Origin of the sequence: Lentzea guizhouensis (assembly GCF_001701025.1) — a bacterium.
Lineage (GTDB): Bacteria > Actinomycetota > Actinomycetes > Mycobacteriales > Pseudonocardiaceae > Lentzea > Lentzea guizhouensis.
The window spans coordinates 9967205-9988646 of record NZ_CP016793.1; the positions used below are offsets into that span (position 1 = coordinate 9967205).

The window sequence follows — 21442 nt, forward strand, 5'->3', positions numbered from 1 at the left end:
GCCGAGCAACGGGTGCCCGACCGCGGTGAGGCCGAGGCCAGAGGCGTCGGCGTTCTTCGTGGTCGACGGCCAGAACCGCTGGCGCTGGAACGCGTACGTCGGCAGGTCGATCCGGGTGCCGCCCGCGTAGAACGGCGTCCAGTCGACGTTCGCCCTCGACGTGCAGGCGCGCGAGTGCGGTGACGAACGTGGTCGGCTCGTCGCGGTCCTTGCGCAGGGTGGGGATGCCGCCGTCGACCAGCGCGGACAGCACGCCGTCGGGGCCGATCTCCAGGTACCTCTTGTCGCCCAGGCGTTGTACGGCGTCGTGGAACCGGGCCGTGTCGCGGACGTGCCGCACCCAGTGGTCGGCGTTGGCGACGTCGCCCAGGCCGGGGATCGTCGGCTGGTGGAAGGTGATGTCGCTGATGGCGGCGCGGAAGTCGGCGAGCATCGGGTCCATCAGCGGCGAGTGGAACGCGTGGCTGACGGCGAGCTGCTTGGTCTTGCGGTCGGCGAAGTGCGCGACGAGGGTCCGCGCTTCTTCTTCGGCGCCGGCGATGACGACGCTGTCCGGGCCGTTGATGGCGGCGAGGGCGACACCGGGGGTCAGGTGCGGGGTCACCTCGGCTTCGGTGGCTTGGATCGCGATCATCACGCCGTGCCGCGGGAGTGCCTGCATGAGGCTCGCGCGGGCGGTGACCAGCTTGGCGGCGTCCTCGAGACTGAACACGCCGGCGATGTGGGCGGCGGCGATCTCGCCGATCGAGTGGCCGGCGAGGTGGTCGGCCTGGATGCCGAACGACTCCACCAGCCGGTAGAGGGCGACTTGGAGCGCGAACAACGCGGGCTGGGCGTGACCCGTCTGGTTGATCGCGGCCGCGTCGTCGCCCCACATGACGTCGCGGATGCCGGGGAGGTGGTGGGTGACCTCGTCGAACGCGGTCTTGAACGCCGGGAACGCCTCGTACAGGTCGCGGCCCATGCCGAGGCGTTGGGAGCCCTGGCCGGTGAACAGCATGGCGAGCTGTTTCTCGGTGGCGGTACCGCGGGCGATCTCGGTGCCGTTGAGGAGCACCGCGCGGTGGTCGAACCGGGTGCGGAGGGAGAGCGAGTGCCCGATGTCCTTCGGGTCCGCTTCGAGGTCGCCCAGTCGGGTGATCTGGGCGTTCAGCGCCGAGTCGGACCTGGCCGACACGAGCCACGGGACCGCCGGGCCGGACTGACCGCCTGAGCCCGACTGGCCACCTGAGCCCGACTGGCCGCCCGACGCCGCTGGTCCACCCCTCGGAATCGATACCGATTCGCGGGCCCCCTGGGGGGATCCACCCCCCACTCCAATCGTCTCAGACAGGTCTGACAATTCCGGGTCAGGCGCCTCCAAGATCAGGTGCGAGTTCGTCCCCGACACCCCGAACGACGAGATGCCGACCCGCCGCGGCCGATCCACCGCAGGCCACGGCACCGCCGACGTCAGCAGCGAGACCGCACCGGCCGACCAGTCGACGTGCGACGACGGCGACGTCACGTGCAGGGTCTGCGGCAACACCCCGTGCTGCATCGCCTGCACGACCTTGATCACCGAAGCCACCCCGGCAGCGGCCTGCGTGTGCCCGATGTTCGACTTCACCGAACCGACGTACAGGGGAACAGCGCGATCCTGCCCGTAGGCGGCGATCAACGCCGCCGCCTCGATCGGGTCACCCAGGGTGGTGCCGGTTCCGTGCGCCTCCACCGCGTCCACGTCGGCGGGCGACAACCCCGCCGACGCCAGCGCCGCACGGATCACCCGCTGTTGCGACGGGCCGTTCGGCGCGGTCAAGCCGTTCGACGCGCCGTCCTGGTTGACCGCCGATCCGCGCAACAGGCCCAGGACCCGGTGCCCGCGAGCCTGCGTCGGACAGCCGCTCCAGCACCAGCACACCCGCGCCCTCGGCCCAGCCAACACCATCAGCCGAGTCTGAGAAGGCCTTGCAGCGACCGTCGGCAGCCAGCCCGCGCTGCAGGGTGAACTCGACGAACGCGTGCGGCGTGGCCATGATCGTGACACCACCGGCCAACGCCAGCGAGCACTCACCGGCGCGCAAGGCCTGCATGGCCAGGTGCATGGCGACAGAAGAAGAGGAGCAGGCGGTGTCGACGGACACGCGGGGCCCTCGAAGCCGAACGTGTAGGACAGGCGGCCCGACAGCACGGACGCGATGAGGCCGGTGGAGGCGTGCCCGTCGCCGTCCACCGACACCAGGTCCGCGTAGTCCTGGCCGTTCGTGCCGACGAAGACACCCGTGGAGGAACCGCGTAGCCCCACCGGATCCAGGCCGGCGCGTTCGAGGGCCTCCCAGGTGAGCTCCAGCATCATGCGCTGCTGCGGGTCCATGCCGAGGGCCTCGCGCGGCGAGATGCCGAAGAAGTCGGCGTCGAACGACGCCAGGTCGGCGAGGAAACCGCCCTCCTGCGCCAGGGACGCACCGGAGCGCAAGGCAGCCAGGTCCCAGCCGCGGTCGGACGGGAAGCCGGACACGACGTCGCGGCCCGCGGACACGACGTCCCACAACGCCTCGGGAGTGGTCACGCCGCCGGGGAAGCGGCACGACATGCCCACGATCGCGATGGGCTCGCTGTGCTTCTGCTCCAGCTCGAGGACGCGTTCGCGGGCCCGGCGCAGTTCGACCGTGACTCGCCTCAGGTAGTCGGCAACCTTGTCCTGCTGCTCTTCCTGCACTGGTCCGTCCTCATTTCGTGCGGGCAAACACTGCTACTACGAGAGGTCGAGCAACTCGTCGTCGATGATGGAGAGGAGGTCTTCGACGGAGGCGGAGCGGAGATCGTCGTCCGAAGTGGACACGGGCTTCTTCAGGCGGCCCAGCAGCTTTTCCAGGCGCTCGCGGATCGCGTCGTGGTCCTCCGGAGCCGCCGAGGCCACCGCCGCCTCGAAGCGCGTCAGCTCGGCCAGCGCCGAACCGTCGGACGAGGACAGGCCCTCGAGCAGGTGCAGGGCCACCAGACGCGGGGTCGGGTAGTCGAACACGAGGGCGGACGGCACCGGCAGGCCCGTCGCGGCCTTGAGGCGGTCACGCATCTCCACGGCGGTCAGCGAGTCGAAACCCTGGTCGCGGAACGCCTTCTCGGGGTGGATCGACTCGACACCCCGGTGTCCCAGCACGGCGGCGGCCTCGGTGCGGACCAGGTCCAGCAGCACGCGGCAGCGGTCGGGCTCGGACAGACCGGCGAGCTTCTCCTGCAACGCGACCTCGGCGCCGGAGGGGTCCGCGTCCGCCAGCGCGGCCACGACCTCGGGGATCGCCGAGAACAGCGGTGACGGGCGAGAAGCGGTGAAACTCGGTGCGAAACGGGCCCAGTCGGTGTTCGTGACGGTCAGCACCGTCTCGCCGTCGGACACGGCCTGCACCAACGCGGTCAGCGCCAGCTCCGGGTCCATCGGCAGCACGCCGTGGCGGCGGAGCTGGTCGTAGGTCTGCGAATCGGTCGCCATGCCCGCTTCGGCCCAGGCACCCCACTGCAGCGAGGTCGCGACGAGGCCCTGGCCGCGACGGAACTGCGCCAGGCCGTCCAGGTAGGCGTTCGCGGTCGAGTAGGCCGGCTGGCCGCCGCTGCCCCACGCCGCCGCACCTGATGAGAACAGCACGAACGCGTCGAGGTTCCCGGTCAGCTCGTGCAGCCACCGCGCCGACAGCATCTTGGCGCGCAACAACTCCCCGAGCTGCTCTGCGGTCAAAGAAGCCAACGGCGCGTCACCGGCGTCGACCCCGGCGCAGTGCACAACGGCGGACAGATCGGGGAACTGCGACAGCAGCTCCGCCACCGCAGCCCGGTCCGCCACGTCACACGCCTCGACGGAGACCTCGGCGCCGAAACCCTCCAGCTGCGCGACCAGGTGCTCGATGCCCGGTGTCTTGGGGCCACGCCGCGAGGTCAGCACGACGTGCGACGCACCACGAGCGGCAACGGCACGTGCCACGAACCCGCCCAGCGCCCCGGTCCCGCCGGTGATCAGCACGGTGCCCGAAGGCGTCCAGTCCTCGCCGTGCTCACCACGCGGTGCCGGCACCAGGCGCCGGGCGAACACGCCGTTGCCGCGCACCGCGATCTGGTCCTCGCCCAGCGAGCTCGTCAACGCCGCCTGCAACCCCTGCGCGATCTGCTTGTCGACACCGCCCGGCAGGTCGACCAACCCGCCCCAGCGACGTGGCATCTCCAGCGCCGCCACCCGGCCCAGGCCCCACAGCGCGGCCTGCACCGGCGAGGTCACGATGTCGCCGTGCCCGGTCGACACGGCACCCCGCGTCACCGTCCACACCGGAGCGTCGATGTCGAGCGCCTGCAGCAGCTCCACCGTCCCGGACAAGGCCAACGGCACGTCATCCGAGTCGTCGGAGACCCCGAGCAACGACACCACACCCGTGAACTCACGCCCGGCGAAGGACGCCACCTCGTCGAACGGAACCGCGACCCCGCCGACGATCTCCACGACGTCCCGCGTCCACGCGTCCTGCTCCCCCGGTGGCACCACGACCAGCCAGGACCCGCCGAACGCACCGGACGGCGACAACCGCGTCCACGACTCGCGGAACCGCCACGAATCCACAATGGACTGGGCACGCCGCCGGGTGCGCCACGACGACAACGCCGGCACGACCGCCGCCGCCACCTCCGGGTCGAGGTCCAGCACCGACGCCAGCTCGTCGTTCTCCACCAGCTGCCAGAACGCCGCGTCCAACGGGTCCACCGCGCCGACCGCGACCTCGGGCTCCGGCCAGAACCGCGACCGCTGGAACGCGTACGTCGGCAGGTCCACCCGCTGCGCACCGGCACCTTCGAACAGCACCCGCCAGTCCACCGGCACACCCACGACGTGCAGCCGGGCCAGCGCCGACACCACCGACGCCTCCTCTGGCCGCTCCCGCCGCAGCACCGGCACCACCGCCGTGTCCAGCGGCACCGCACCGGTCTCCGTCATCTCCGCCACCAACGCCGACAGCACGCCGTCCGGGCCGAGCTCCAGGAACGCCGACACCCCCTGCCGCCCCAACGCGCGCACGCCGTCGGAGAACCGCACTGCCTCACGCACGTGCCGCACCCAGTACTCCGGCGAGGTCAGCTGCTCGCGCACGGCCAGCTGCCCGGTCACGTTCGACACGACCGGGATCTGCGGCTCCGCGAACTCAAGGTCCTCGACGACCGCGCGGAAGTCGTCCAGCATCGGGTTCATCAAGGGCGAGTGAAACGCATGGCTGACCCGGAGACGCTTAGTCTTGCGGTCGGCCAGGGCGGCGACCACCGCGTCGACCCCGGCGGCAGTCCCCGCGACCACCACCGACCGCGGCCCGTTCACCGCCGCGACCGAGACGTCGGATCCCAGCAGCGGCAGCACTTCCTCCTCGGTCGCCTGCACCGCCACCATCGCACCGCCGGCGGGCAGCGCCTGCATCAGCCGCGACCGCGCGTCCACCAACCGGCACGCGTCCGGCAGCGACAGCACCCCGGCCACGTGCGCGGCGACGATCTCCCCGATCGAGTGCCCGCCGACGAAGTCCGGCCGCACCCCGAAGGAGGATGCCAGGCGGAACAACGCCACCTCGACCACGAACAACGCCGGCTGCGTGTACCGGGTCGCGTTCAGCGCCTCGGCGTCGTGACCCCACATCACCTCGCGCAACGCCGGGTCCAGGTGCTCCAGCACCGCGTCGAACGCCGCCGCGAACGCCGGGAACCGCTCGTACAGCTCACGTCCCATGCCCAGGCGTTGCGCCCCCTGCCCGGAGAACAGCACCGCCAGCGGCCGCTCGGCCGCCACCCCGCGCGCGATCTCCGTGCCCTCCACGACGACCGCGCGGTGCTCCAGCTGCGTCCGCGTCGACACCAGCGACGCCGCCACGTCCAACGTCGGCGCCTGCACCGCCCGGAACCGCTCCAGCTGCGCGTCCAGCGCGGCGGACGTCCTCGCCGACACCACCCACGGCACCACCGACAGCACGGTCGACGGTTCCTCCGGCGTGACCTCGACCTCCGGCGCCTCCTCCAGGATCACGTGCGCGTTCGTGCCGGACACACCGAAACCCGAGACCGCGGCACGGCGCTCACGGCCCGCCGAAGGCCACGGCTGTTCCGACGTCAGCAGCTCAACGCGACCGGCACCCCACTCGACGTGCGACGACGGCGAGGTGACGTGCAACGTGCGCGGCAACGTGCCGTGCTTCAGCGCCATCACCATCTTGATCACGCCCGCCACGCCCGCGGCCGCCTGCGTGTGCCCGAGGTTCGACTTCACCGACCCCAGCCACAGCGGCACGTCCCGGTCCTGCCCGTAGGTCGCGAGCAACGCCTGCGCCTCGATCGGATCACCGAGGACGGTCCCGGTGCCGTGCGCCTCCACCGCGTCGACATCCGAGGTGGACAGACCGGCGGACGCAAGCGCTTGCTTGCCGGATCACGCGTTGCTGCGACGGACCGTTCGGCGCGGTCAGGCCGTTCGACGCGCCGTCCTGGTTGATCGCCGAGCCGCGCAGCACCGCGAGCACCGTGTGGCCGTTGCGCCGGGCATCGGACAACCGCTCCAGCACCACCAGACCGGCGCCCTCGGACCAGCCGGTCCCGTCGGCCGAGTCGGAGAACGCCTTGCACCGCCCGTCCGCGGACAGCCCGCCCTGCCGCGAGAACTCCACGAACGTCTGCGGCGTCGACATGATCGTGACACCACCGGCCAGCGCCAGCGACGACTCACCGGAACGCAGCGACTGAGCCGCCCAGTGCAGGGCGACCAGGGAAGAGGAGCACGCGGTGTCCACGGTGACCGCCGGCCCCTGCAGCCCCAGGGTGTAGGCGACGCGACCGGACACCACACTGCCCGCCGTACCGGTCGTCCAGTACCCCTCGGTCCCCGCGGGCGCGTCCACCAGACCGGCGCCGTAGTCGTGGTACATCACGCCCGCGAACACACCGCCGTTGGTGCCCCGCAACGACGCCGGGTCGATCCCGGCTCTTTCCAGCGCCTCCCACGACACCTCCAGCAGCAGCCGCTGCTGCGGGTCCATCGCCAGCGCCTCCCGCGGCGAGATCCCGAAGAACTCCGCGTCGAAGTCGGCCGCGTCGTGCAGGAACCCGCCGGAGCGGGTGTGCGAGGCGCCGTCGAACAGCTTCTCCAGGTCCCAGTTGCGGTCCGCCGGGAACGGCGACACCACGTCCCCGCCCGCGAGCACCAGCCGCCACAGGTCCTCCGGCGACATCACGCCACCGGGGTAGCGGCAGGCCATGCCGACGATCGCGATCGGCTCGTCCGGCACCGCGCGCACCGCCTCCACCGGCGTCACCGCCGCGCGTTCGCCCAGCAGCTCCGCGCGCAGGTGCCGCGCCAGCACCACCGGCGTCGGGTAGTCGAACGCGACCGGCGCCGACAGGTGCAGCCCGGTCGCCGCGGTCAGCCGGTTGCGCAGGTCCACCGCCGTCACCGAGGTCAGCCCGAGCTCGCGGAACGTCTTCTTCGCCTCCGCCCGCTCCCCGCCAGTCAGCCCCAGCACCCCCGCGACCTCGGTGCGCACCAGGTTCAGCAGGAAGATGTCCTGCTCCTCCGGCGACATCGCGACCAGCCGCTGCCGCAACGCCGACAGGTCCCGCTCGTCCGGTGTCGCCAAGCGCGCGGACACGTCGATCAGGCCGCGCAGCAACGCCGGGACCTCGGTCGCCGACGTCTGCTCGCGCAACGCCGCGCTGTTGATCCGCATGATCACGGCCTGCGCCAGCCCCGCCGAGGTCGCCACGTCGAACATCGCCGCGAACTCGTGCGTCGACAGCTCCCCCACCCGCGAGGCCGTCGTCGGCGCGTCCGTCGACCCGACCGCGAGGAACGTCGCGGCCAGCTCCCGCTTGCGGCGGTAGCGGGCCAGCGCGTCCAGGAACGAGTTCGCCGCCGCCTGCTCACCGGAACCGACCAGCCCCAACGCGCCCGCGACCGTGCACAGCATGACGAACGCGTCCAGGTCACCGTTCTTGGTGAGCTGGTGCAGGTTCACCGCACCGTCCACAACGGACCGGAACACGTCGGCCCTGCGCGCGGGCAACGGGGTCGCCGGGTGCTCACCCTCGCTGTGCACGACGGCGGTGATCGGCCGCTTCAGCTTGCCGAGCACCTCCGCGAGCGCCGCCCGGTCCGTCACGTCGCACGCCGCGACCGCCACCTTGGCGCCGAGCTCGGTCAGCGCGGTCTCCAGCTGCGCGGTGGCGACGTCCGCCCGGCCGTTCCGGCTGATCAGCAGCAGGTGCCGGGCGCCGTAGGCGGCGACGAGGTGCTTGGTCAGCGCTGCGCCCATAGTGCCGTCCGCGCCGGCCACCACGACCGTGCGCCTCGGGTCGATCCGCAGCACCTCGTCGCTGTCGACCGACGCCGACACGCGCTTGAGCCGCGGGATCAGCGCGATGCCCGACCGGATCGCCAGCTGCGGTTCGCCGGCGGCCACCGCTCGCGGCAGCACCCCGGTCGACGGTGGCTGGTCGTCGATGTCGATCAGCGTGAACCGGTTCGGGTACTCGACCTGCAACGACCGCAGCAGCCCCCACACCGGCGCGTGCACGAGGTCGCGCACGTCCTCGACGCCCGCCGCAACGGCGTTCCGCGTCAGCACGACCAGGCGTGAGTGGGCGAACCAGGCGTCGTTCACCCACGTCCGCAGCACGTCACCGACCTTGCGCAACGCGTCCTGCGCGGCCGTGGTGAGCTTGCCGCCGGTGTCCATGTCGTCCGGGCAGCACAGCACCGCCACGTCCGGTGCCGTCTCACCGTCCACGACGGACACGTGCAGCGCGGCCGCGTCGAGGTAGGTGGCGACGTGCAGACCGGCCGACACCAGCGCCGTCGTCAGGCCGAACACGTCCGGGCCGACGACCGCCCACCGCTTGGCCAGCTCCAGCGACGTCGTGCGGACCGACGGCATCGGCGCCCAGTCCATCCGCAGCAGCGACTCGTGCTGCCCACCGCTCGCCGCGCGCAACCGGGCCGGCCGGTCCAGCAGCACGTGCCGGGTGATCTTGCCCGAGGTCGTGCGCGGGATGTGGTCGATCTCGTACAGCTCTTCCGGCACCTTGAAGTTCGACAGCTGCTCGCGGCAGGTGTCGTAGAGGCGCACCGGGTCGAGGCCCTGCTTGCCGGGCACGACGAACGCGATCGGCACCTCGCCGAGGATGTCGTGCGGCTTGCCGACCACCGCGGCGTCGGCGACACCGGGGACCTTGAGCAGCACCTCCTCCACCTCGCCGGGGTGGATGTTCTCGCCGCCGCGGATGATCAGCTCCTTCACCCGGCCGGTGATCGTGAGGTAGCCGTAGAGGTCCCGGCGCGCGAGGTCACCGGTGCGGTACCAGCCCTGCGGCATCGCCTGCGCCGTCGCCTCCGGCTGGTTGTGGTAGCCGACCATGAGGCTCGGGCCGCGCACCCACACCTCGCCCTCGGCCTCCACCCCGACGTCCACGCCGGTGTCCGGGTCGACCAGCCGCACCGACAGCCCCGGCACCGGCAGCCCGACCGAACCCGGAACCCTGGTGCCCTGCAACCAGTTCACCGCGATCAGGCCGCACGTCTCGGTGCTGCCGTACCCGTCCAGCAGCGGCACGCCGAACAGCGCCTCGAACTCCACCCGCACCGCCGGAGGGCAGGCGGCGCCGGCCGTCATGCACCGGACCAGGCCGCCCGGCTTCACCTCACGGGTCCGCGCGACGTCCAGGAGGTGGTGGTACATGGCGGGAACACCGCACATGAAGGTGTAGCTGTCGCTCTCCAGTGCGCTCAGCACCTCGTCGGCGGCGAACCCGTCCAGGATCCGCGCGGTCGCTCCGACAGCGGTCACACCTACTACACAGAGGACGTGCGCGAGGGAGTGGTGCAGCGGCAACGGCCACAGCACCTCGTCCTCGCCGTTGAGCCCGATGACCGGGGCGTAACAGGCGGCGACCGACCACAGGCAGCTGCGCTGGGTCGACAGCACACCCTTGGGCTTGCCGGTGGTGCCGGAGGTGTAGAGCATGAACGCGACGTCGTCGAGCCCCTGGTCGTCGCGCGCGGGAACGGCCGGGTCCCGGGCCGTCAACTCCTGGTACGACAGGAGTGCGCCGCCACGCGGGACGGGCTCGTCGCCGGTGACGAGCACCGTGAGATAGGGACGACCGGGCAGCAGCTTGCGGACCTGGTCGAGGTGCGCGGGATCGGTGATCACCACGCGCGCGCCGCTGTCGTCCAGCACGTAGGAGAGCTCGGCGTCGGCGGAGTGCGGGTTGAACGGCACCGCGACCGCGTTCGCACGCGTGACACCGAGGTAGGACTCGATGCACTCGACGCTGTTGTTCAGGTAGATCAGCGCCCGGTCGCCGGGCTGCAGCCGGGCCTCGGCCAGGTGCCCGCCGAGCCGCCGGGTGCGCCGCTCCAGCTCCGCGTACGTGACCGCGCGCCGCGCGTCGGCGAACGCGACCTTCTCCGGCGTCGTCGCGGCGTGGTGGCGCAGCAGGTCGGACAACGGCCGGATGAGCTCGGTTCGAAACATCCCGACGGCGCTCCCTATTTGCTGACGGCATGGCGTGCACCTGCGCCGATGCTAGCCTCGGCCTCACCGGCCCAGTAAGTAGGAAATCCCCTAGCACCCCCCTATGTCCCCCCTATCTCGTCACCCGGAAGCTCATTGTTCTCGCGGGGCAGTTTTGCGGAGTCGTGCCGGTGCTAATCTTTCACCACCGGCCCGGAAGAGAAGCCGAGAAGAATTACCAGGTTTAACTCCGCAAATGATTCACCAACTCCTCGGAGGGCATTCCGATGACGCAGGCGCAGCAGAAGGTGAACCTTCCCGGCTCCGTGTTCACCAGCCTGACCGAAGTCAGCCACGTCGCGGCGAGCGAAAACGTTCTCGGCGTCATCAACTACACCACCGGGTGCGCCGACCCGCGTGTGGAGAACGGCCTTCTGACCCTTGACATCCACATGGCGGCTGTGGACACCGAAGCGTTCGCGGAGATCTGGACGACCACGGGTCCGGTCGAGACGGGCGAGCACCACGGCGTCTTTTACGCCCACGACGGCGAGTACCTCCTCGTGGCCGGCCGCATCGCGCCGACCGGCCGCTACACCGAGGACACCCGCGCGGCCTACGTCGCGGCGCTCGACCTGATGGACACGCTCGGCTACAAGAACTGCTTCCGCATGTGGAACTTCCTCAACGACATCAACGGCGACAACGCCGAGGGCCTCGAGATCTACCGGGACTTCTGCAAGGGCCGCGCGGAGGCGTTCGAGCTCTTCCACTTCGGTGACGCCGAGGTCCCGAGCGCGACCGGAATCGGCTCGCAGGGCGGCGGGATCGCGTTCTACTTCCTCGCCTCCCGCTCCGCCGCGCTCACCTCGGTGGAGAACTCGAAGCAGATGGCCGCCTACCACTACCCGCGGCAGTACGGCCCCCGCCCGCCCAAGTTCGCGCGGGCCACCTACCTCTCCTCCACGCACACCGACCGCAGGTCAGGGCAGATCTACGTGGCCGGCACCGCCAGCATCCGCGGGCACGAGACGCTGCACGAGGGCGACATCGCCGCCCAGGTGGAGTTGTCGCTCGACAACATCGAGCACCTCATCTCCGACGAGAACCTGGCCGACTACGAGATCACGCGGGGCAACTCCCTGCTCGACCTCGACAACATCAAGGTCTACGTCCGCCACCGCTCCGACATCCCGACCGTGCGCGCGATGTGCGAGGAGCGCTTCTCCCCGAACGCCCGCGTCCAGTACCTGAACGTCGACGTCTGCCGCGCCGATCTCCTCGTGGAGATTGAGGGCATCGTCGCCTGAACCGCCCGGCCGAACCAGAACCAGGAGCGAGACAATGCCTCAGACGGTGAAGCTGAACGAGTTCACGTTCACCCGCGCGTCCGCACCGTGGACGACCCTGCCGGCGCAGCAGCAGCCGCACTGGCACGACCACCCCGACTACGACCTGATCGAAGCCGAACTGTCCGGTGCGCTGCCCCTGGTCGCACATTCCGAAATCCGCGAGGCCAAACGTGCTCTCGGTCTCGCCGCCCTCGGTGAGGCGCGGGTCCTGCAGCTCGGCGACTGCGCGGAGTCCTTTTCCGACGCCGACCCGCTGACAACTTCCCGAAAGGTGCGCAACGTCGCCAGGATCGCTTCCCGGCTGGCGGACCGCACGGGCCAGCAGGTGGCACGTTTCGGACGGATGGCGGGCCAGTACGCGAAGCCCCGTTCGAGCAACTTCGAAACGGTCGGCGGGATCGAGCTGCCGTCATTCCGCGGCGAGCTCGTCAATTCGTTCGAAGCGGAGCTCTCCGCCCGTCGGCACGACCCCGAACGAATGCTGCAGGCCTATGACGCCTCGGCCGCCGTCATCCGAGAAGTGCGCGCCCATTGGACGGGAAGCGCCGAGGAACTCGACGGCGGCCCGTGGGTGGCGCACGAGGCATTGGTGCTGGATTACGAGAACGCGCTGATTCGCACCGACGACCGCACCGGCGAGCAGTTCCTCACCTCGACGCACTTCCCGTGGATCGGCGAGCGCACCCGCCAGCTCGACCACGCGCACGTGTCGATGTTCGCCGCGATCGCGAACCCGATCGGCGTGAAGGTGGGCCCGACGGCGGACCCCGAGACCGTCGTGCGCCTGTGCCAGCTCCTCGACCCGCACCACACGCCGGGCCGGCTGACGCTGATCGTCCGCATGGGCCGCGAGGACATCCACGTGGCACTGGCCCCGATCGTCCGCGCCGTGCGGCGCGCGGGCCACCCGGTCGTCTGGATCTCGGATCCCATGCACGGCAACACGGTCAAGGCCGAGTGTGGGCAAAAGACTCGATTTGTCACTCATATCATCGAGGAGGCCACGGCGTTCCGGCACATCCTGGAGACCGAGGGCGCCCACCCGGCAGGCTTGCACCTGGAAGTGGCGGCGTCCGACGTGACGGAGTGCGTCGGCGGAACCGTGCCCGACGAGTCGGCCCTCTCCGAGCGCTACGAGACCCTCTGCGACCCCCGCCTGAACCCCGACCAGGCACTCGGAGTGATCGACTCGGTGTTCTGACCCTTCGCAGACAGGGAAACAGATGACGTCTCCGCACCAGGCCGGCCGAGCCGCAACGACCACCGCGGACGTCGCGGTGGTCGGCTGCGGCCCGGTCGGCCTCGTCCTGTCCATCCTGCTGGCCCACAAGGGATGGCGGGTCGTCATCCTGGAGAAGTACCGCGGCCAGTACCCCTTCCCCCGCGTGGTCGCCTTCGACGGCGAAACGGCCCGCTCCTTCGCCTCGGCCGGCATCGGCGCCGACCTGATGGAACTCGGCGAACCCCTGGGCCAGTACATGTTCCAGAACGCCGAGGGCCGCGAGCTCTTCTCCTTCGAGGCCCCGTACGAACCGGGCCGCGACGGCTGGCCCATCGCCACCGTCATGCACCAGCCCACCTTCGAACGGGCCCTGCGCGACCACGTCACCACCCTGCCGAACATCACCACCCTGTTCGGCCACAAGGTCGAGTCCATCACCGACCACGGCACCCACGTCTCCCTGACCGCCCCGGGCCCCGACCACGACGGCGCCGTCACCGCCTCGTGGGTCATCGGCTGCGACGGCGCGAACAGCTTCGTCCGCGACGCCATGGGCACCCGCATGATCGACCTGAACTTCAAGCACGACTGGCTCCTGGTGGACGTCGTCTTCCACGAGAAGCGCGCCTTCCGCCCCAACGACGTCCAGGTCTGCGACCCGGCCCGCCCCACCACCATCGTCGCCTCCGGCAGGGGCCACCGCCGCTGGGAGTTCATGCGCCTCCCGGGCGAGTCGATCGAAGAGCTGTCCACAGTGGAACGCATGTGGGAGCTCCTCCGCCCCTACGACGTCACCCCCGACAACGCCGACCTGACCCGCAACATCGTCTACACCTTCCAAGCCGCCCTGGCCGACAAGTGGCGCAACGGCCGCCTCCTGCTCGCCGGCGACTCGGCCCACCTCATGCCTCCCTTCGCAGGCCAAGGCATGTGCTCCGGCATCCGCGACGCCGCGAACCTGGCCTGGAAGCTCGACCTGGTCCTGCGCGACATCGCCGATGACACCCTCCTGGACGCCTACCAGGCCGAACGCTCCCTCCAGGTGCGCCACACGATCGAGATGTCCATCGAGGTCGGCAAGATCGTCTCGGAGCTCGACCCGGTCGCCGCAGCCCGCCGCGACGCGTTCCTGATCGCGATGCAGGCGAAGCCGGAGGGTGTCGACCTGGCTCCGTCGGCTTACGCACTCGAGGACGGAATCGTCCGCCGGACCGGCGGTGAGGTCGTGTTGCCGCACGGCGAGCTCTCACCCCAGGGCTTGGTGGCCCGGGGTGCTGAGCGCGACCGGTTCGACGAGGTCGTGGGACGTGGCTGGCAGCTGATCACGACGCTCGACCCGTACGAGGCGCTGGGCGAGGACGAGCTGGAGTTCCTCAAAGTCCTGGGAGCACAGCTCGTCCGGGTCATGCCCGCCGGCATCCCACCGAAGATCGCGCGGGCGCACGAGGTCGTGGACGTCGAGCGCCTGTACCTGCCTTGGCTGGCGGGCCACAAGAAGGTGGCGGCCCTGGTGCGGCCCGACTACTACGTGTTCGGCTTCGCACAGGACCGCGCGGACCTGCCGGCGTTGGTGCAGGAGCTGAAGGCCCAGCTGCCGCTGGTCTGAGCGACAGCAGCGAACGCTTTCGCAGGGGTCCCCCGACCAGGGGGACCCCTGTTCTCATTCTCCCAGCCAGGTCTGACAACTTCGGGTCTGCGCAGGTCAGCACACCCGTCAGGCGGTGCTCGGCAGGTACGAGTGCAGATCCGCCGGCAGGTCCTTCCGGTACTTCACGTTCAACTTCCGATACACCCGCGTCAAATGCTGCTCGATCGTCGAAGGCGTGATGAACAGCTTCGACGCGATCTCCCGGTTCGTGTACCCCACCGCGGCCAACGCCGCCACCCTGCGCTCCGCATCCGTCAACGTGGAAATCGGATCCACCTTCTCCTCAACGGAAGCAGCCTCCTCCTCCCCCTTCCCCCGCGACGGCAACAACTCCTCACACAGCTCCGCCGCATCACACACGTTCGCCACATGCCAAGCCCGCCGAGCCACCGTCCAGGCCCGCCGATGCTCCCTCAACCCCTGATGCGCCTTCGACAAGTCCGCCAACGCCCGAGCCAGCTCGTACTGGTCCCCGTTCTCCTCCAGCACCACCACCGCGTCCTGCAACAACTGCGGCCGGTTGTGCGGCTGGTTCACCGCGGCCAGCAACCTCAACGCGATCCCCCGAGTCCGCGACCCTTCCGGTCCGAGACGCGCCAACTGCTCGTTGATCAACCGCTTGGCCTCGTCCCGGTTCGCCCCGTGCACCAACCAGGCCTCCGCCGCAGACGTCCGCCACGGCACCACCGCGGGTTGATCCACACCCCACGACGTCATCAGCTCGCCACACGACAAGAAGTCCGCCAACGCCGCATAGTGCCGTGAAGTCGCCAAGTAGTGATGCCCGCGCGCATACAGGTAGTGCAACCCGTACCGCGACTGGAACATCGCCTCCGGCACCGGTTGGTCCAGCACCCCGGCGGCCTCGGAATGCCTGCCCATCTTCGTGGCCGCGTTGATCAGCACCCCGAGCGGCATCCCCACCGCGACACCCCACCCACCGGCGGGCATGAAGTCCAGGGCGTTCTGCGCGTGCTCGTACGACGACGACAGGTCTCCGCGCCGCAACGCCACCTCGGCCCGCACGCACGAGTAGAACGCGCGCGCCACCCCGAGGTTCTTGACCCGTGCCTCCTCCAGCAGCCGGTCGCACCACGACGCGGCCACGTCCAGCCGGTCCGCGTAGACCAGGGTCTGCACCGCCAGCATCGCCGACTCCGGTCCCCAGGACGCGCTGTCGGACGGCCGCGCCGCCTGCAGCACGTGCTCGGCATCGGTGGCGGAGGCGTCGTTCGGCCCGTAGGTCAGGACGTTCGCCAGCGCCGTCACCGCCTTCAGCATCGGCCCGGACGTCATGCTCACCAGCCGGGTCTCGCGTTTGCCGGACTCCGCCTGCGGGCGCCGCGCCAGCGTCGGGTGTGAGCACGCGAGCCACAGCTCGGCCGCGCGCAGTCCGGGGCTCCCGGCACCGCGCCGGATCCGTTCCAGCGCCTCGGTGGCCTCGTCGACCTGGCAGTTCCACAGCATCGGCTGCACCAGCGAGGTGACGTCCCGGTCGGAGAGCTGGCCGGCCCGCATCGCCGGCACCACCGTGCCCAGCCTGCGCCCGGCGGCGGACGGGTTGACCCGCCACTCCACCCGCACCAGCTTCGCCGCGATCGCCGCGCGACCGTGCACCTCGACGCACGCCCGATGGGCGAGCTCCAGGTACCGCAGCGCCGTGTCGACCTGCTCGTCGCGCAGGGCGTGCTCGGCGGCCTCCTCGAAGACCGGCACCATCCACGGGTTCTCGGAGTGGTCGGCCATCACCAGGTACGGCGCGACCTCGGTGGCCGGCGCGCCCTCGTCGTGCAGCAGCAGCGCCGCCCCGAGGTACATCTCCTTGCGGTCCTGTGTGGACAGGTCGTCCAGCACCGCACCGCGTGCCGCCGGGTCGCGGAACCAGCCGTCGGCCAGCAGCCCGGCCTCGTTCATCACGTCCAGCGCGGAGTCGACGACCTCGGCCTCGATCCTGGCCAGCCGTCCCAGCGACTCGCGGGTCGCCTGTTGCCCCGTCACCGCCAACGCCCGCGCCACCGGCAGCACGTGGTGGTCGCAGCGGTGCAGGCAGCTCACCAGTGCGCGCCGGAAGCTCGGCCCGATCACCAGGCCACCGTCGTCACGCGGCTTGCACAACCGCTGGTCGTCGAGCAACGACCGCACCAGCAACGGGTTCCCGCCGGTCAGCACCATCGCGTCGGCGGCGTGCGACGGGGAGACGAACAGCGGGTCCAGCACCTCCAGTGGCGCCAGCGGCACGTCCCGGCAATGCGGGTGGCGCAACAGCTCCGTGTGCAACGGCGTGTGCGCCGCGCGTGGCGAAGCCGTCTCCGACAGCATCAGCAGCACCTTGGTCTGCCCGAGCCTGCGGATCAGGTAGAGCAACCAGTGCATCGACGGGGAGTCGGCGTGCTGGACGTCGTCGATCCCGATCACCAGCGGCGTCTCGGCCGTCAGGTCCAGCAGCGCCAGGCACAACGCGTGCAGCTGGCGTGCTGAAGGTCCGTCCGCGGACCGCGCGGCCGCGTCGAGCAGGTCCCGGACCTCCTCCGGCACGTCCAGCGGGTGGAAGACCTGGCTGACCACGCCGAACGGCAGGTCCCGCTCGAACGCCGAGCACGTCGCCTTCACGAAGCTGACGCCGCAGGCCTCCCCGAACGCGTGCAGCAGCTCGGTCTTCCCCGACGCGACGGGACCCGTTAAGAGGGCGACCCTTCCGGAACCTGACAGGGAGTCCGCCAACAGCGTCTCCAGGGTGGCCCACTGGTCGTCACGCTCGATCAGTCCCGCGAGCCGTGCCTTGGTCGTGCTGGATTCGGACGTCCCGGTCATGATGATGTACCTCTCGCCAGGAAGCCGCCGGCCCGCAGCGCGATGGTGGTGATGACGAGACAACCACCGCGGTCCCCCAGGTGCGCGGGTACGACGAGTCGACCACGACTCTCGCAGGCGGAGCACCGCCCGTGAAATCGATACGCGCCAGTTCTAGGTTTTTCCTTGAAGACCCGGTGCTTGCCAACACTAGGTCTTCTTCCGGAGAACACTGTCACCCCAGGACACACCCCTACGCCCTCCGGCACGCTCGCTGTCACCAGTGATCTGGAGGGTGAAGTCCATGAGCCAGCGGCCGATCCTGTTCGTCAGCCTGCCGGAGAGCGGGCTGCTGAACCCCATGCTCGTGCTCGCGGAGGAGCTGTCGCGGCGTGGCGTGGAGGACCTGTGGTTCGCGACCGACGACAAGGGGCGGGACGAGGTCGAGGCGGCGGCGGTCGGGTCGCCGATCCGGTTCGTGTCCCTCGGTGACGTGGTCCCGGAGATGTCGTCGGTGACCTGGCCGGACGACGTCTACGCGGAGGTGACGCAGCGGTCGCGGTTCAAGGCGCGCAAGGCCGTCATCGCGCAGACCTTCCGGCCGTCGCTGCGGATTCCCAAGTACCGCGAGCTCGAAGCGGCCGTGGAGAACATCAAGCCCGCGCTGATGGTCGTCGAGTCGATGTGCATGTTCGGCTACGAGCTCGCCATCACCAAGGGCATCCCGTACGTGGTCAGCAACCCGTTCGTGCCGTCGAACCTGGTCACCTCCGTCATCCCGATCGGCCCCTCCTACACCCCGAAGGACTTCCCCCGCCCGCACACCGGTCTGCCCGCGGCCATGACGTGGCGGCAGCGGTGGACCAACCGGCTGTTCGGCTGGCGCACGCTCGCGACCGCGTTCACCAAGCAGCACAAGGAACGCAACGCCGAGAACGACCGCGTTGTCGCCGAGCTCGGCATCTCCCCGAAGACCCGCGGCCAGTTCGCGCGGGTCGAGAACTCCGAACTGGTGCTGTGCTACTCCATCCCGGAGATGGACTACCCGTTCGACGTCCCGGAGAAGATCCGCACGGTCGGCGCGCTCGTGCCGCCGCTGCCCCAGGCGGAGCGCGGTGAGCTGGACGAGTGGCTGGACGCGCAGAAGTCAGTCGTCTACATGGGTTTCGGCACCATCACCCGGCTGACGCGCGAGCAGGTCGCGGCGTTCGTCGAGGTCGCCCGCCGGCTCGACTGCTCGGTGCTGTGGAAGCTGCCGCGCGACCAGCAGGTGTTCCTGCCGGCCGAGCTGCCGGCGAACCTGCGGATCGAGACGTGGGTGCCCTCGCAGCTCGACGTGCTGGCGCACCCGAACGTGCACGTGTTCTTCACGCACGCGGGCGGAAACGCTTACACGGAAAGCATCTACTTCGGCAAGCCGATGGTGTCGCGGCCGCTGTGGGTCGACTGCTACGACCAGGCCGTGCGCGCGGAGAGCTTCGGCGTCGGGCTCACGCTGGACCGGCCGCACACCGTCGACCCGGACGACGTCGTCGACAAGCTCACCCGCGTGCTGACCGAGCCGGGGTTCCGCGAGAACGCCGAGCGGCTCGCGGCCCTGCAGCACGCGGCGGGCGGCCGCAAGACCGCGGCCGACCTGGTTCTCTCCCTGCCCGCACTCACCGCGAAGTGAGCGTCAGCATGAGCTACCGCTATCCCGTCTCGATGCCCTCGTTGCGCGGCAACGAGCTCGAGTACACGACGAAGGCCGTGACGGACGGCTGGATCTCCTCGCAGGGCCCGTACGTGCCTCGGTTCGAGGAAGCTTTCGCCGCCTACAACGGTGTCCAGCACGGCGTTGCGTGCTCGTCCGGCACGACGGCATTGACGCTCGCGTTGCGCGCGTTGGGGATCGGGCCGGGCGACGAGGTGATCGTGCCGGAGTTCACGATGATCGCCTCGGCGTGGGCCGTGACCTACACGGGCGCGACCCCGGTGTTCGTGGACTGCGGTGACGACCTGAACATCGACGTGCGCAAGATCGAGGAGAAGATCACCCCGCGCACCAAGGTGATCATGCCGGTGCACGTCTACGGCCGGCGTTGCGACATGGACGCGGTCCTGGAGCTGGCCTACGAGTACAACCTGCGGGTCGTCGAGGACTCGGCCGAAGCCCACGGCGTCAAGCCGACCGGGGACATCGCGGCGTTCTCGCTGTTCGCCAACAAGATCATCACCTCCGGCGAGGGCGGCATCTGCCTGACGAACGACCCGCACCTGGCGCGGCAGATGGCGCACCTGCGCGGGATGGCGTTCACCCGCGACCACAGCTTCCTGCACAAGAAGCTCGCCTACAACTTCCGGATGACGAACCTGCAGGCGGCGGTCGCGCTGGCGCAGACCGAACGCCTCGACGAGATCATCGCGACGCGCGCGCGGATCGAGAAGCGGTACGACGAAGGCCTTCGAGGCATCAAGGGCATCACGCTCATGCCGCCGCGGGACGTGTTGTGGATGTACGACCTGCGCGCCGAACGCCGGGACGAGCTGCGGGCGTTCCTGGCGGAGCAGGGCATCGAGACGCGGCTGTTCTTCAAGCCGATGAGCCGCCAGCCCGGCTACCTCGACCCGGTGTGGCCGACGCTGAACGCCCACCGCTTCGCCGAGGACGGCCTGTACCTCCCCACCCACGCCGAGCTCACCGAGGACGACCAGGACTACGTCGTGGGCCAGGTCCGCCGGTTCTACGAGGGATGAGATGACGACCACCGACGCAGACCTTGTCCCGTTCCTGCTGCGCCGTCCCGGCGCGTCGTTCCCGCCACCGGAGTACGCGGGCTTCCGCGACAGACCGGGTCTGGTGAAGGCAGCGCTGCCCTCGGGCGGCACGGTGTGGCTGGTCACCCGGCACGAGGAGGTCCGCGCGGTCCTCACCGACCCGCGGATCAGCTCCAACCCGACCCACGAGGGCTTCCCTCGCCCGTCACGCACCGTGGGCGCGCCGTCCGCGGACGACGTGCCGGGCTGGTTCGTGTCGCTGGACCCGCCGGACCACAACAAGTACCGCAAGGCGCTGATCCCCGAGTTCACCGTGCGCCGCATCCGGTCGTTGCGCCCGGCGGTCGAGGAGATCGTCGACCGCACCATCGACCAGATGCTGGTCAAGGGCAACACCGCCGACCTCGTCGAGGACTTCTCGCTGTCGGTGCCGTCGCTGGTGATCTCGTCGCTGCTGGGCGTGCCGAAGATCGACCGCGACTTCTTCGAGGAGAAGACCAAGGTCCTGGTCACGCTGACCTCGACCGACGAGGAACGCGACAAGGCCTCCGAGCACCTGCTGCGCTACATCAACCGCCTGATCGCGATCAAGGCGAAGCGGCCGGGCGACGACCTGATCTCCAAGCTGGTGCAGGGGGAGATCCTGACGCAGCAGGAGGTGTCCGGCATCTCGATGCTGCTGCTGATCGCGGGCCACGAGACGACGGCGAACAACATCTCGCTGGGCGTGGTGACGCTGTTGCAGGAGAAGCAGTGGATCGACGACGAACGCACGGTCGAGGAGCTGCTGCGCTACCACTCCGTGGCCGACGTGGTGGCGTTGCGCGTGGCCATCGAGGACGTCGAGATCGGCGGCCAGCTGGTGCGCAAGGGCGAGGGCATCGTCCCCCTGGTGGCCGGCGCGAACCACGACCCGTCGATGTTCGAACGCCCGCACCAGTTCGACCCGGCCCGCTCGGCCACCGGGCACGTGGCGTTCGGCTACGGCGTGCACCAGTGCCTGGGCCAGAACCTGGTGCGGCTGGAGATGGACGTGGCCTACCACAAGCTGTTCCAGCGCATCCCGACGCTGGAGGTCGCGGTGCCGTTGGAGGAGCTGCAGTTCAAGTACGACGGAGTCCTCTTCGGACTCCACGCGCTGCCCGTGCGCTGGTGATGGTGGAGGAACGGC

The 21442-nt window shown here is 70.1% G+C and carries 8 protein-coding genes and 3 pseudogenes (1 of these 11 only partly in view); 6 read left to right on the forward strand and 5 right to left on the reverse strand.

The window, feature by feature from the left end; genetic code table 11:
* From BBK82_RS57170 to BBK82_RS57185, 4 genes and pseudogenes are all read right to left on the reverse strand, one after another.
* A pseudogene (locus BBK82_RS57170) lies at positions 1 to 2728 on the reverse strand (type I polyketide synthase) (it extends 20795 nt beyond the left edge of the window).
* 9 nt (positions 2729 to 2737) lie between these two features.
* Positions 2738 to 3472, reverse strand: coding sequence for an acyl carrier protein (locus BBK82_RS57270; protein WP_472368469.1), 735 nt, complete (start codon positions 3470 to 3472; stop codon positions 2738 to 2740).
* Between the two features lie 54 nt (positions 3473 to 3526).
* Positions 3527 to 8333: pseudogene (locus BBK82_RS57180) on the reverse strand (type I polyketide synthase); the annotation flags it as partial.
* 72 nt (positions 8334 to 8405) lie between these two features.
* Positions 8406 to 10523: pseudogene (locus tag BBK82_RS57185) on the reverse strand (AMP-binding protein); the annotation flags it as partial.
* A gap of 266 nt (positions 10524 to 10789) precedes the next feature.
* On the opposite strand from BBK82_RS57185, the gene BBK82_RS47075 reads away from it, so the two are divergent.
* From BBK82_RS47075 to mhpA, 3 genes are read left to right on the forward strand one after another with little or no spacing between them, the layout of a single operon-like run.
* Positions 10790 to 11812 (forward strand): FkbO/Hyg5 family chorismatase, encoded by a 1023-nt coding sequence (locus BBK82_RS47075; protein ID WP_083268678.1) that lies wholly within the window; start codon positions 10790 to 10792, stop codon positions 11810 to 11812.
* 34 nt (positions 11813 to 11846) lie between these two features.
* On the forward strand, positions 11847 to 13055 hold the full coding sequence (locus BBK82_RS47080) for a 3-deoxy-7-phosphoheptulonate synthase (protein ID WP_083268679.1): 1209 nt from the start codon (positions 11847 to 11849) through the stop codon (positions 13053 to 13055).
* Between the two features lie 22 nt (positions 13056 to 13077).
* A complete protein-coding gene (gene mhpA / locus BBK82_RS47085; protein ID WP_065920697.1) occupies positions 13078 to 14682 on the forward strand; it encodes a bifunctional 3-(3-hydroxy-phenyl)propionate/3-hydroxycinnamic acid hydroxylase MhpA in 1605 nt (534 codons plus the stop codon).
* A gap of 108 nt (positions 14683 to 14790) precedes the next feature.
* On the opposite strand, the gene BBK82_RS47090 is transcribed toward mhpA, so the two are convergent.
* On the reverse strand, positions 14791 to 17535 hold the full coding sequence (locus tag BBK82_RS47090) for a helix-turn-helix transcriptional regulator (RefSeq protein WP_065920698.1): 2745 nt from the start codon (positions 17533 to 17535) through the stop codon (positions 14791 to 14793).
* Positions 17536 to 17818: 283 nt separating this feature from the next.
* On the opposite strand from BBK82_RS47090, the gene BBK82_RS47095 reads away from it, so the two are divergent.
* Genes BBK82_RS47095 through BBK82_RS47105 form a run of 3 tightly spaced genes read left to right on the forward strand, consistent with a single transcriptional unit; the run spans position 17819 to position 21427 of the window.
* The gene (locus BBK82_RS47095; protein WP_065921944.1) at positions 17819 to 19186 is read left to right on the forward strand and encodes a glycosyltransferase; all 1368 of its coding nucleotides are present in this window, start codon (positions 17819 to 17821) and stop codon (positions 19184 to 19186) included.
* Between the two features lie 8 nt (positions 19187 to 19194).
* Positions 19195 to 20250 carry a DegT/DnrJ/EryC1/StrS family aminotransferase gene (locus BBK82_RS47100; RefSeq protein WP_065921945.1) on the forward strand — a complete coding sequence of 352 codons (1056 nt, stop codon included), beginning with the start codon at positions 19195 to 19197 and terminating at the stop codon, positions 20248 to 20250.
* Between the two features lies 1 nt (position 20251).
* Positions 20252 to 21427, forward strand: coding sequence for a cytochrome P450 (locus BBK82_RS47105; protein ID WP_065920699.1), 1176 nt, complete (start codon positions 20252 to 20254; stop codon positions 21425 to 21427).
* The last annotated feature ends 15 nt before the right edge of the window (positions 21428 to 21442 follow it).

Bases quoted from the DNA above. Each gene is read 5' to 3' on its own strand.
- BBK82_RS47105 (WP_065920699.1), top strand. From the start codon at position 20,252: ATGACGACCACCGACGCAGACCTTGTCCCGTTCCTGCTGCGCCGTCCC.
- BBK82_RS47100 (WP_065921945.1), top strand. From the start codon at position 19,195: ATGAGCTACCGCTATCCCGTCTCGATGCCCTCGTTGCGCGGCAACGAG.
- BBK82_RS47090 (WP_065920698.1), bottom strand. From the start codon at position 17,535: ATGACCGGGACGTCCGAATCCAGCACGACCAAGGCACGGCTCGCGGGA.
- BBK82_RS47095 (WP_065921944.1), top strand. From the start codon at position 17,819: ATGAGCCAGCGGCCGATCCTGTTCGTCAGCCTGCCGGAGAGCGGGCTG.
- BBK82_RS47080 (WP_083268679.1), top strand. From the start codon at position 11,847: ATGCCTCAGACGGTGAAGCTGAACGAGTTCACGTTCACCCGCGCGTCC.
- BBK82_RS47075 (WP_083268678.1), top strand. From the start codon at position 10,790: ATGACGCAGGCGCAGCAGAAGGTGAACCTTCCCGGCTCCGTGTTCACC.
- mhpA (WP_065920697.1), top strand. From the start codon at position 13,078: ATGACGTCTCCGCACCAGGCCGGCCGAGCCGCAACGACCACCGCGGAC.
- BBK82_RS57270 (WP_472368469.1), bottom strand. From the start codon at position 3,472: ATGGCGACCGATTCGCAGACCTACGACCAGCTCCGCCGCCACGGCGTG.